The following is an 11,988-nucleotide window of genomic DNA, read 5'->3' on the forward strand; positions in this document are numbered from 1 at the left end:
GTAAAACGAGCCGGGCCGGGCCCTTGTTCCCGCCTCAGGGCCTGGGGTGGCGGGCGTCATAGTGGAGGAAGCCCCGCTGCCACCACGCCAGGCCCCAAACGGCCGCAATGCACAGCAGCCCGCCGGCCACGGCAGCCCATCCCTCGCCGATCCACTGGCCAGTGGAGCCGGCGAAGACGTCGCCCAGGCGCGGGCCGCCCGTCACCACCACCACAAAGATGCCCTGCAGCCGGCCCCGGAGGTGGTCCGGGGTGGCCGACTGCAGGATCGTGGAGCGGAACACGGAACTGATGGAATCGGCCACGCCGGCCACCACCAGCGCCGCGGCCGCACCCGCAATCCAGGGCGACACGCCGCCGTCGTACCCGTGGCGGCCGCCGGCCAAAACCGCCCCGCCCAGCGCGGCGATCGCCGCCCCCCACACGGTGACGGACCAGACCACGGCCAGGCCCTGGCGCCGCACGCCGCCGAGCGGGCCGGAGAACAGGGCGGCCAAAAAGGACCCGGCGGCGATGGACGCCAGCAGGAGCCCCGCGGTCTGCTGCCCGCCGCCCAGCCAGACGGCGCCGATGGCCGGCAAAAGGGCGCGGGGCAGGGCGAAGACCATGGCACACAGGTCGACGAGGAACGTCATGCGCACGTTGTGCCGCGTGCCCAGGAAGCGGAAGCCCTCCAGCACGGACCTGAATCCGGCACGCTGGACCGTGCCGCCCCCGCCGCCCCCAACGCCCAGCGGCGCCAGCGGGGGCAGCGGCGGCAGCTTGAACAGCGCCCACAGCGACGCCGTGAACGTCAAAACATCCACGGTGTACGTCCAGCCATAACCCACGCCGGCCACCAGGATTCCCGCCATCAGCGGCCCGATGGTGGTGCCCAGGCCCATGACGATCATGCTGAGCGCGTTCGCCGCGGGCAGCAGTTCCGGGCGGACCAGCCGCGGCACAATGGCGCTGCGTGCCGAACCGTTCACCCCGGCGGCGGCGGACTGGACCGCGATCAGCCCGTACAGTATCCACACATTGCCCAGCCCCAGCCAGGCCTGTGTGGCGATGCCGATGGTCACCAGCCAGAGGGCCGCGGAGGATGCCAGCGCCACGCGCCGGCGGTCGTGCGCGTCGGCGATGGAGCCGCCGTACAGGCCCGCAAACACGAGCGGGAGCAGGGCCACCAGGCCCAGCATGCCAACGGCCAGCGTTGAGCCGGTAAGGTCGTACACCTCGAGGCTGACGGCCACCACCGTCAGCTGCGTCCCGATCGACGAGAGCCCGTTCCCCAGCCACAGCCGCCTGAACGCCGGGCTTTCCTTCAGCGGCGCCACGTCGGCAAGGATTTTTGGCACCTGCCCAGCCTAACCGCCCCGCGCCGCCCCTCAGCTACGCCGGCAGTGCATCCCTGGGCGCCGGCCCGCAGGGAGGGGATTGCCGTGGCCTTGATTTACGCCAAGCTGTTCGCCTCCACGTTCTGGAGCACCAGGCGGCCCACGTTTCCGCTGGCCGCCGTCCACCTCTTTTCCACTCGTCCGCAGGCACGACGGCGGCCACCCCCTTGCGCCTCCCGGCCCGGCGCCCACGGTTCCACGGTGTGGGCCGCGGATGTCTGGAACTCCGTGGCGGGCGGCGGCCTGGACTTGACCTCCGAGGCGGACTTTCGCGGGAAATCCGGCGGCCCATCGCCTACTGTGGAGACATGACTTCCGACACCTCACTCAACGACGAACAGGCCGCCAAGGTCGTCGCCCTGGCCATGGGCCTGGCCCGCGAGGGCCGCACGGCCGACCTCGCGGAATTCCTCGACCACGGACTGGCTGTGGATGTGCAGGATGAGGGCGGCAACACCCTGTTGATGCTGGCCGCCTACAACGGCCGACCGGAGTCCGTGAAGATGCTGCTGGACCGTGGCGCCGACGCCAACATCCGCAACGGCCGCGACCAGGCGCCGCTCGCCGGCGCGCTGTTCAAGGGCGAGGATGCCGTCGTGGCCCTGCTGGTGGCCGCCGGGGCGGACCTCGACGCCGGGACGCCCACCGCAAGGGCGGCCTCGGCCATGTTTGGCCGCGAACACCTGCTCGGCTGAGCCCGGCGCCGGCGCTTGAACCTGTCAGGGTCTCGACGCGCTCGCAGAGCTCGCTGCCCGACCACCGCCAGGGCCGCGGCGCGGGTTAACCGACGGCGGCGGCACCCCGCCTGACGCTTGATGCGCAAGGCAAGGTGCCGCCGTCGTGCTTGAAGAAGCGGGCGCTACTTGGACGCCTGCAGGGCCTCGACGGCCTTGCGCACACCTTCGCCGTAGGCGGGATCCGCCTGGGTGCAGTTGTGGATGTGGCGCTCAATGGTGGCCTCGGAGGCACCGTCGATGGCGCGGGCGGTGTTCTCGAAGAGGACTTGGCGCTGCTCTTCGGTCATCTTTTCGCGGAACAGGATGCCGGGCTGCTCAAAGTAGTTGGCATCGTCCTCGCGGTAGTTGAAGCGGTCGGCCACGGCGCCGACGGCGTGGGCCGGCTCGGCGTAGGCAGGCTGCTCGGCCCAGCGGCTGTAGGAGTTCGGCTGGATGCTCGGCGTACGGCCCTGGTTGCCGTCGACGCGCATGGCGCCGTCGCGGTGGTAGGAGTTGACCGGGTTCTTCGGGGCGTTCACCGGGATCTGGTGGTGGTTCACTCCGAGGCGGTAGCGCTGGGCGTCACCGTAGGAGAACAGGCGGCCCTGCAGCATGCGGTCCGGTGAGTAGCTGATGCCCGGCACCACGTTCGCGGGGGAGAATGCTGCCTGCTCGACGTCGGCAAAGTAGTTCTCGGCGTTGCGGTTCAGTTCCCACTCGCCCACCTCAATCAACGGGTAGTCCTTCTTGGACCAGACCTTGGTGAGGTCGAAGGGGTGGTACTTGTAGGTCTCGGCGTCGGCCTCGGGCATGACCTGGATCATGAGCTTCCACTTCGGGAAGTCGCCGTTCTCGATCGAGTCGAAGAGGTCGCGCTGGTGCGACTCGCGGTCGCTGCCAACGAGCGCGCCGGCTTCCTCGTCCGTGAGGTTCTTGATGCCCTGCTGCGTCCGGTGGTGGAACTTGACCCAGAAGCGCTCGCCCTCCGCGTTGATCAGGGAGTAGGTGTGCGAGCCGAAGCCGTGCATGTGGCGGTACGACGCCGGGATGCCGCGGTCGGACATGACGATCGTGACCTGGTGCAGCGATTCGGGCAGGTTGGTCCAGAAGTCCCAGTTGTTCTCGGCGCTGCGCAGGTTGGTGCGTGGGTCACGCTTCACTGCGTGGTTCAGGTCGGGGAACTTCAGCGGGTCGCGGAAGAAGAACACGGGGGTGTTGTTGCCCACCAGGTCCCAGTTGCCTTCCTCGGTGTAGAACTTCACGGCAAAGCCGCGAATGTCGCGCTCGGCGTCGGCAGCGCCGCGTTCGCCGGCCACGGTGGAGAAACGGGCAAACATGTCCGTCTTCTTGCCCACCTCGGAGAACACCTTGGCGCTGGTGTACCGGGAGATGTCGTTGGTGATGGTCAGGGTGCCGAATGCGCCGGAGCCCTTGGCGTGCATGCGGCGCTCGGGAATGACCTCGCGGTCAAAGTGGGCCATCTTCTCCAGGAACCAGGCATCCTGGAGAAGCATGGGGCCGCGGGGACCGGCCGTGAGGCTGTCCTGGTTGTTGGCGACGGGCGCCCCGGCGACGGTGGTCAGCGGCAGAGTGTTGTCATTAGCCATGAAAGTATTTCGCTCCTAGGTGTTTTGTGTTTCTCAAGTCTTCTTGGCGGCGCAGTCCGGGCAGGTGCCCCAGTAAATGACCTCGGCTTCGTCAATGGTGAAGCCGTGGTCGTTGGAGGCGTGCAGGCACGGAGCCTCGCCAACGGCACAGTCGACATCGGCTATGTCGCCGCAGCTGCGGCACACCACGTGGTGGTGGTTGTCGCCCACCCGGGCCTCAAACCGGGCCGGAGACCCCGAAGGCTCAATCCTGTGGACCAGTCCGGCGTCTGCCAGGGCTGCCAGCACGTCATAGACGGCCTGCTTGGAGACGCTGCCCAGCACTTCCCTGACGGCACCAATGATGGTGTCGGCATCGGCATGCGGATGGGCCCGGACGGCCCGGAGGACGGCCAGCCGTGGCCGTGTCACGCGCAGCGCAGCCGCCCGCAACATCTCCTCCGGTTCCCGTACATCGACCATGTGACCCACACTTTCATGTTTTCTGGACTGAGTCCAGTTAAATTTTCGACGCGCCCTCCACAAGCGCTGCCGGCCACCGTGCCGTCCACACCTTCCGTGGTCCCCCTGTTGTGCGGCCGGGGATGTCCGTAGGCTCGCCTTCATGGAAACTTTCACCGGCATCCCCACCGCGGCCAGCGCCTTCTACGCCGAGCTTGAGGACAACAACAACCGCGACTGGTGGCTGGCCCACAAGGCCATGTACGACGCCGTGGTGCGGCTGCCGCTGGAGTCCCTCCTTGCGGAGCTGGCGCCGGTGTTCGGCCCCGCCAAGCTGTTCCGCCCCAACCGTGACGTACGCTTTTCACCCGACAAAAGCCCCTACAAGACAGCGCAGGGCGCGTTTGTCTCGAACCATGAGGGCGTCGGCTTCTACCTTCAGGTCAGCGCCGACGGTCTGCTGCTGGGCGGCGGATTTCATTCCACTTCCCCCGCCCAGCTGGCCCGCTACCGCACGGCCGTGGACGCCCCCGTCAGCGGGGACGCGCTGGCCGGCATTGCGCAGGCCCTCTCGGAGTCCGGGTTTTCGGTCGACGGGAACAGGCTCAAGACCGTTCCACGCGGCTTCCCGAAGGACCATGCGCGCGCGGAACTGCTCAAGCACAGGACACTCAGCGCCTCCATGCACCTGGGACAGCCGGACTGGATGGAGACGGCGGGCGCGCGCAACGAGGTCGCCCGGCGCTGGGAGCAGCTGCGCCCCCTCGTTGACTGGACCATCCGCTACGCGGCTCCGTGACCCAGGCCAGATTGGTCGATTGCTTGGCGCCGCGGATGTACAGTCACAGAACCCGCCAGGACCCACGGGACAGGGCCCCGCTGCGGAGGCTGGTGTCAGCGCACCCGCTTCAGGTAGTAATGCATCGGGGCCTGGCGGATCCGGGCAGGGGTGATGCGGACCAGGACGCCAGCCGTCCCGAAGAATCCCCGCAGCAGGCGCTCCTGGCGCCTGGACCACGTGAATTCATACAGCTCCCGCACAGAAGGGGGAAGCAGGCCCACTGTCAGAAGGCGGACCAGCGGCATGGCCGCCTTGATCCACAGCGGGGCATGCCGGGCCGCCAGCAGTTCGCGGGCCACCTCGTGGATGGTGGCGTCCACGGCCAGTCCACCGAGGCTGCGCTCCCAGTAGGCGGTGAAATCTGCGCGGGTTGCCGGCCACAAGGCGGCGGGCATGCCCAGGGCCGTGCCCAGCACGGCGTAGTCCCGGTACACGGCGTCGGCGGCGTCCGGGGCAAGGGCCGGGAACACGGCGTCGTACACCTGGATGGCGGATGCATACAGGGTGGCGGCCACCCACAGCTGGAGCGCGGGGTCGCCGGCGTCGTAGGCGGGGCGCCCGGGTCCGGCCACACCCCTGACCGGCCGGTGCGCGCGCTGGACCCTGGCGGCGACCAGTCGCTGCTGCTCGGGGGTGCCGTTGCTCAGCGCGTAGACGTAGCCCAGGGTGGCGTGGAGACGGCTGAGCGGGTCGGCGGCAAAATTGGAATGCCTGGCCACGCCGTGGCCGACGGCGGGGTTGGCCAGCTGGAGCAGGATCGCCCGGCCCGCGCTGGCCAGCAGCACGGACTCCGGCGCGAAGCCCGCGATCCCTGCCACCGGCCGGCGCATGGCTAGCCGCGCAGCCCTGCGGGCACGGCGGGAGCAAGCCCTTCGGCCGCTTCCCGGCGCAGGCGCGAATTCCAGTGGCCGTAGGAGAAGTAAAAGACAAGCCCGAGGGCCACCCAGACGGCAAAGAAGACCCAGGTGACGGTGGCCAGGTTGAACATCAGGTAGATGCACAGCACGGCGGACACAATGGGCAGCACGGGGCCGAACGGCACGCGGAAGGACGGCTTGAGGTCCGGGCGCTTGTGCCGGAGCACCAGGATGCCGACGCTGACCATGACGAACGCACTGAGCGTGCCAATGTTGATCATCTCGCTGAGCAGTTCCACCGGCGTGAATCCTGCCAACACGGCGACCACGGCGCCGCACATGATCTGGGTGCGGGCCGGGGTGGCGTGCTTGTCGGAGGTGCGGCTGAGGGCGCGCGGCAGCATGCCGTCGCGGCTCATGGCCATGGTGACGCGGGCCAGGCCCATGAGCAGGACCATGATGACGGTGGTGAGCCCGATCAGCGAGCCCAGGGAGATGATCACCACGGCCCAGTCGGCCCCCACCAGGTGGAAGGCGGTGGCCAGCGACGGCTCGGCCTGCGCGGCCAGGTCCTTGTAGGACACCATCCCGGTGACCACCAGGGTGACCAGGATGTACAGGACCGTCACGACGGCCAGGCCGGCAAAGATCCCGCGCGGCAGCGTCTTGGCCGGGTCCTTCACTTCCTCGGCACTGGTGGCGACGACGTCGAACCCGATGAATGCAAAGAACACGAGGGCGGCGCCGGAGATGATGCCGGTGAAGCCGTACATGGCCGGGGTGGCGCCGGTGAGGAAGGAGAGAAACGGCTGGGTGGCCCACGAGGTGTCCGTGACCGGCGCCGGCTTGGATGACGGGACGAAAGGGGCGAAGTTTGCGGCCCTGACGTAGAAGAATCCCACGACGATCACGAACAGCACAATGGCGATCTTGATCATCGTGAACACGTTGTTGATCCGTGCGGACAGCTTGGTCCCCAGCACCAGGACAACGGTAAAGGCGGCCACCACCACCAGCGGGCCCCAATACACCGTGACGCCGAGCAGCGAGAAGTTGGACGGAATGTCGATGTGGACGGCTTCGAGGAAGTTGCTCAGGTAGACGCCCCAGTACTTGGCGATGACGGAGGCGGCCATCAGCAGCTCCAGAATCAGGTTCCAGCCGATGATCCAGGCCAGCAACTCGCCCATGGTGGCGTAGGTGAACACATATGCACTGCCCGTGACGGGGATGGCGGTGGCAAACTCGGCGTAGCACATGACGGCCAGCGCGCAGGTGACCGCGGCCAGGACAAAGGAGATGGTGACGGCCGGGCCGGCATAGCTGGCGGCGGCCTTGGCGCCGACGGAGAAGATGCCGGCACCGACGGCCACGGCAACGCCCATGATCATCAGGTCCCAGCTGCTCAGGCTCCGCTTCAGGGTGCGCCCGGGCTCGCCGGCGTCGGCCAGGGAGAGCTCAATGGATTTGGTTCGGAACAGGTTCATCACAGGTCGCTTAATCTTCAGGTATTTTCAACCATTTGACTTTACCGAAGCCCTACCAGATCAGCGGAATTCCGGATATCATTTCTCACTATTTGAGACGGGCCAGGCGGGGGCGACGGAAGCGGCGGCGTTATTTCTTGGAAATGTTGACCATTTGTTCGCGGTCCACCACCTTGACGCGCTCGCGGACCACCTCGATCCCGGACTCGGGAACAAACGTGGCGCCCAGGCGTTGTTCGTGGGCGTCAAGCTTGATCCAGCCGTCCCAGGTGGTGTACTCCACGCCCCGGGATTCAAGCAGTTCCACAATGGCGTTTTCGTCCGGATGCACCGCCACGGGCAGGCTGGCCCGGTCCTCCAGCAGGCAGCCGATGGTTTCCAGGGCGTCGCCCTTGGTGCTCCCGATCAGCCCCACGGGCCCGCGCTTGATCCACCCCGTTGCATACAGGCCGGGCACGGGGGCGCCGTCGTGCCCGAGGACGCGGCCGCCGTCGTTCGGGACCACCCCGCGCGCCGAATCGAAGCCCACCTCTGGAAGCTCGGAGCCAAAGTAGCCCACGGCCCGGTAGACGGCCTGGACGGGGTACTCCACAAACTCGCCCGTGCCCCGGGCGTTGCCGGTGCCGTCGAGCTCGTTGCGCTCAAACCTGATGCCGGAAACCTTGCCGTCGGTGCCCAGGATTTCCACCGGCGTGTGCAGGAAGTGCAGGTGCAGGCGGCGCGACGCCGGCACGCGGCTTTCGTCGTGTTCCTCGGCCAGCCAGTTGGTGAAGGTCTTCACGATCGTCTTGACCTGGTTGTTGGTGCGGATGGCCTCGTCGGAGGCTTCGTCAAAGTCGAAGTCCTCCTCATAGAGCACGATGTCCACGTCGCGGGAGTGGGAAAGCTCCCGCAGCTCCAGCGGGGTGAACTTCACCTGGGCGGGGCCGCGGCGGCCGAAGATGTGCACGTCCGTGACCGGCGAGGCCTTCAGGCCCTGGTAGACGTTGTCCGGGATTTCGGTGACCAGGAGGTCATCGGCGTGCTTGGAGAGCACGCGGGCCACGTCCAGGGCCACGTTGCCGTTGCCGATCACGGCGACCTCCTTGGCGGTCAGCGGCCATTCGCGGGGGACGTCCGGGTGGCCGTCGTACCAGGAGACAAAGTCGGCGCCGCCAAACGAGCCCTCCAGCTCGATGCCGGGGATGTTCAGGTCCGCGTCCTTGATGGCGCCCGTGGCGAAAATGACGGCGTCGTAAAAGGAGCGGATGTCGCGCAGTGAAAGGTCCCGTCCGTACGTGACATTGCCGAAGAAGCGGATGTCCCCGCGGTCCAGCACCTTGTGGAGGGCGTTGACGATGCCCTTGATGCGGGGGTGGTCCGGCGCGACCCCGTAGCGGATCAGGCCGTAGGGTGCGGGGTGCGACTCGAAAATGTCAATGCTGACTTCGACGTCCCCGCCGGCCACTTCCTGCGACTTGGTCAGGATGTCCGCGGCATAGACACCGGCCGGTCCGGAGCCAACAATGGCGACGCGGAACGGGCGGGCGGTTGTCGAGTTAGACAAGGATGAGTCCTTCCGAACTGTGGTCCGCGGCACCAGGGGTCACCGGACCGCGGCGGGAACGCCACGCGGACGCTGCTTTCCCAGTCTAGGTGTCCGGGACCGGTGCCGGTAAGGGGCGCCCGGCGAACGTGATCAACCCCTCAGCCACCCCTGGATTCGGGCGGATGCCCGCATGTTCCTGCCAATCCCAGTCCAGTCGCACCCCGGGTGGCCATGGAATAATGTCCCCTTCCGTGCTGTTGTAGGCCTTGTGCCGATCAGCAAACCCTCCACAGCGACCACGCCAGCGAAAACCACGTCCACGGCCCGCATCAAGCCCGTCCGGAGCGAGACGGCAACCGGCATGCTCTTTGGCATTGGCGCCTACGGACTGTGGGGCCTGCTTCCGCTTTACTTCATTTGGCTCATGCCGGCCGGCAGCCTGGAAATCGTCGCCAACCGGGTGGTCTGGTCGGTGGTCTTTTGCGCCCTGGTCATCACCCTCACGCGCGGCTGGGCGAAGATCGGCGCGGCCGTGCGGAACCCGCGCATCCTCGGCACGCTCGGCGTGGCCGGCGTCCTGATCGTCATCAACTGGCTGACCTACGTGTTTGCCGTGACGCACGGCAATGCGATCGAGGCCTCGCTGGGCTACTTCATCAACCCGCTGGTCTCCGTGCTCCTGGGCGTGATCGTCCTGAAGGAAAAACTGCGTCCCCTCCAATGGGTGGCGGTCGGCGTGGGGTTCGCGGCCGTCGTGGTCCTGACCATCAGCTACGGGAAGCTGCCGTGGATCGCACTGGTCCTGGCGTTCAGCTTCGGCCTCTACGGGTTCGTGAAGAACCGGGTGGGCGGCAGGGTGGACGCGCTCACCAGCCTGAGCGTGGAGACGGCCGTGCTGGCGCCGTTCGCCATCGCCACCATGGTGGTCCTGGCCGTGCTGGGGCAGGCCACGCTGACCGGCCTGGGCGCCGGCCACTTCTGGCTCATGGCCGCCTCCGGCGTTGTCACGGCCGTCCCCCTGCTGTTCTTCGGCGCCTCCGCCCGGCGCCTGCCCATGACCACCATTGGCCTGCTCCAGTACGTGGCGCCGCTGCTGCAGTTCGTCGTGGCCACTACGCTCCTGGGTGAACACATGGGGCTCGACCGCTGGATTGGCTTTGGCATAGTGTGGCTGGCACTGGTGATCTTGACGGCGGACTCCCTGGTCCACTACCGGCACACCGCACGACTGCGCCGGGCGGGCGCCTGAAGCCCGTCGTCGCAGGCGAAAGGTGCGTGCATGTCCGTTGAGGCTTTTGACCTGCTGATTGTAGGCGGGGGCAAGGCCGGGAAGTCGCTGGCCATGGACCTGGTCATTGGCGAGGCCTGCTTTGTGGGCCCGCGCACGGTGGAGGTGACGGACGACGCCGGCACGCACCGCACGCTGTCCGGCACCAATGTGGTGATTAACACCGGGATGGTCCCGTTCGTGCCCGACATCCCCGGCTTGCGCACAGCCGAGCCGTTGACCAGCACCTCCATCCTGGCCCTGGAATCGCTGCCTGCCAGCATTGTCATTGTGGGTCGTGGAACGACTACCGGATACTGAAGGCCAGCCTCGCCGGCGGCTCGTGGAGCCACCAAGGACAGGCTGATCCCCTACTGTGTGTTCACCACGCCGGAGCTGGGCAGGGTGGGGCTGAGCGAAACCGAAGCCCTGCACGCCGGGTACGGCATCAGGATCGCCACCATGCCGGTCTCCGCCATTCCGCGCGCCCGCACCGTGGGCCAGCTTGACGGGGCCTGGAAGGCCGTGGTGGAGCGCGGCACCGACAGGATCCTGGGCGCGGCCCTTCACGGCCGCGGGTCCAGCGAAGTGATCGCCGTGATCCACATGGCGATGCTGGGCGACGTCCCCTACCAGCAGCTGCGCGACGCGGTCATCACGCACCCGACCATGGCCGAGGGCCTCCAGCTACTCTTCAGCGACGCGTTTCTGGCGCCGTAGAACCGGTGGTCGAGCCTGTCGGGATCCAGGCTTCGACAGGCTCAACCAACGGCACACTTAGATCCCCTGCCGCACGAGGTCGCGCGGCACCACCACCATGGGAACCGGCAGGGCGCGCAGGATCTTGTTCGCCGTGGACCCGAGGAAGATCTTGTGGTTTTCGGCCAGGCGGCTGGAACCGACCACCACCAGTTCCCCCGACTTCCAGCCGATCCCGTCCACGGCTTCCTCAATGTTGCGACCGTGCGCCAGGGTTACGGCGACCTTGCCCTCGGGGAGCTTGGAGGCGGCCTCCGCCAACACGGTGTTTACGTGTTGCCGGGCGGGGCTGAGCGCATGGTCAAGATCAAAGTCGTCCTGTTCCAGCTGGTCGATTTCGACCAGGGACACCAGGCGCAGCGGAACGTTTCGCCGCCCGGCTGCGGCGATGCCGACGTCGAGCACGGCCTGCCAGCCCTCACGGACACCGGTCATGACTGTCAGCCGGGTCAGCGGCTCCCGGCGGTTGTAGCCACGCGGCGCCAGTGCCACGGGGACGGGGGATGCGTGCAGCAACCCGTTGGCCACGGAGCCGACCGTGAACCGCTTGAAGAGTCCGTTGCTGGCGGCCCCGACCACGATCAGCGCCGCATTGTCCTCCTTGGCCGCGTCGATCAGCCCGTGGACAAACGAATCGGCGGTGCGAGTTGAGTACGTGGCGGCGACGCCGTCGGGCACCAGGGCCAGTGCCGCCTTTTCCTCGGAAGGATCGGCCTCCCTGCCGCCGTGCACCACGTTCACCAGGTGGAGTCCTGCGCCCTGCGTCTTGGCGATGACCCCCGCCAGCGCAATGGCATCGGCGCCACGCTCGTCCGGTCTGTATCCAACGACATATTTCATGCAATCAACCTTTCGATGGGCCGCCCGCGTGCGAACATTCCGCGGACGCCGCGGCGTTCACAGCACTGACTGTACAGCCGCCGGCCGCCGCGCCGATAGGGACACGGCAGGTGATGCGGCGATCCCGTCAAGGGCGAGCACCGCGCGCTGATTTCACGCGGCCGCGTCCAGAGCCACCAGGGCGGATACATCTACCGGCAGGCCGGCGTGGGCGCGCACGCCGTCCACGGCGCCATGGGCTCCAAACGGGTGCAGATGGACGACGAG

Annotated in this window: 12 protein-coding genes and 1 pseudogene; 6 read left to right on the forward strand and 7 right to left on the reverse strand. The window is 67.5% G+C overall.

The genetic code is table 11. The features are described from left to right. Window positions 1–34: 34 nt before the first annotated feature. A complete protein-coding gene (locus G6034_RS00395; protein WP_176633121.1) occupies window positions 35–1,339 on the reverse strand; it encodes an MFS transporter in 1,305 nt (434 codons plus the stop codon). A gap of 347 nt (window positions 1,340–1,686) precedes the next feature. On the opposite strand from G6034_RS00395, the gene G6034_RS00400 reads away from it, so the two are divergent. Next, the gene (locus tag G6034_RS00400) at window positions 1,687–2,073 is read left to right on the forward strand and encodes an ankyrin repeat domain-containing protein (protein ID WP_176633122.1); all 387 of its coding nucleotides are present in this window, start codon (window positions 1,687–1,689) and stop codon (window positions 2,071–2,073) included. A gap of 164 nt (window positions 2,074–2,237) precedes the next feature. On the opposite strand, the gene G6034_RS00405 is transcribed toward G6034_RS00400, so the two are convergent. Together G6034_RS00405 and G6034_RS00410 are read right to left on the reverse strand one after the other, a co-directional pair. Then, complete coding sequence (locus G6034_RS00405; protein ID WP_176633123.1) at window positions 2,238–3,701, reverse strand: catalase; 1,464 nt, start codon at window positions 3,699–3,701, stop codon at window positions 2,238–2,240. Window positions 3,702–3,734: 33 nt separating this feature from the next. Continuing rightward, window positions 3,735–4,163 carry a Fur family transcriptional regulator gene (locus G6034_RS00410; protein WP_176633124.1) on the reverse strand — a complete coding sequence of 143 codons (429 nt, stop codon included), beginning with the start codon at window positions 4,161–4,163 and terminating at the stop codon, window positions 3,735–3,737. 142 nt (window positions 4,164–4,305) lie between these two features. Between G6034_RS00410 and G6034_RS00415 the strand changes: the two genes are divergently transcribed. Continuing rightward, on the forward strand, window positions 4,306–4,941 hold the full coding sequence (locus G6034_RS00415; protein WP_176633125.1) for a DUF2461 domain-containing protein: 636 nt from the start codon (window positions 4,306–4,308) through the stop codon (window positions 4,939–4,941). Window positions 4,942–5,036: 95 nt separating this feature from the next. Here G6034_RS00415 and G6034_RS00420 read toward each other — a convergent pair whose 3' ends face one another. From G6034_RS00420 to G6034_RS00430, 3 genes are all read right to left on the reverse strand, one after another. Continuing rightward, window positions 5,037–5,801: an oxygenase MpaB family protein gene (locus tag G6034_RS00420; protein WP_343037884.1), complete on the reverse strand. Its 765-nt coding sequence runs from the start codon at window positions 5,799–5,801 to the stop codon at window positions 5,037–5,039. 14 nt (window positions 5,802–5,815) lie between these two features. After that, the gene (locus G6034_RS00425) at window positions 5,816–7,327 is read right to left on the reverse strand and encodes an amino acid permease (RefSeq protein ID WP_176633127.1); all 1,512 of its coding nucleotides are present in this window, start codon (window positions 7,325–7,327) and stop codon (window positions 5,816–5,818) included. A 130-nt stretch (window positions 7,328–7,457) separates the two neighbouring features. Further along, window positions 7,458–8,873: an FAD-dependent oxidoreductase gene (locus G6034_RS00430; RefSeq protein ID WP_176633128.1), complete on the reverse strand. Its 1,416-nt coding sequence runs from the start codon at window positions 8,871–8,873 to the stop codon at window positions 7,458–7,460. A gap of 250 nt (window positions 8,874–9,123) precedes the next feature. Here G6034_RS00430 and rarD point away from each other — a divergent pair, with 250 nt between their 5' ends. The 3 genes from rarD to G6034_RS00445 are packed head-to-tail and all read left to right on the forward strand — an operon-like array spanning window position 9,124 to window position 10,842. Beyond that, window positions 9,124–10,104: an EamA family transporter RarD gene (gene rarD, locus G6034_RS00435; protein WP_425485429.1), complete on the forward strand. Its 981-nt coding sequence runs from the start codon at window positions 9,124–9,126 to the stop codon at window positions 10,102–10,104. A gap of 30 nt (window positions 10,105–10,134) precedes the next feature. Beyond that, a complete protein-coding gene (locus tag G6034_RS00440; protein ID WP_176633130.1) occupies window positions 10,135–10,443 on the forward strand; it encodes an FAD-dependent oxidoreductase in 309 nt (102 codons plus the stop codon). Window positions 10,444–10,500: 57 nt separating this feature from the next. Beyond that, entirely contained in the window at window positions 10,501–10,842 is a 342-nt protein-coding gene (locus G6034_RS00445; RefSeq protein ID WP_176633131.1) for a hypothetical protein, read from the forward strand. Between the two features lie 57 nt (window positions 10,843–10,899). On the opposite strand, the gene G6034_RS00450 is transcribed toward G6034_RS00445, so the two are convergent. Continuing rightward, window positions 10,900–11,721 (reverse strand): universal stress protein, encoded by an 822-nt coding sequence (locus G6034_RS00450; RefSeq protein WP_176633132.1) that lies wholly within the window; start codon window positions 11,719–11,721, stop codon window positions 10,900–10,902. 129 nt (window positions 11,722–11,850) lie between these two features. Here G6034_RS00450 and G6034_RS20370 point away from each other — a divergent pair. Next, window positions 11,851–11,955 (forward strand): annotated as a pseudogene (locus G6034_RS20370) (hypothetical protein); the annotation flags it as partial. Window positions 11,956–11,988: the final 33 nt, after the last annotated feature.

The organism is Arthrobacter wenxiniae, from assembly GCF_013376105.1.
GTDB classification, from domain to species: Bacteria; Actinomycetota; Actinomycetes; order Actinomycetales; family Micrococcaceae; genus Specibacter; species Specibacter wenxiniae.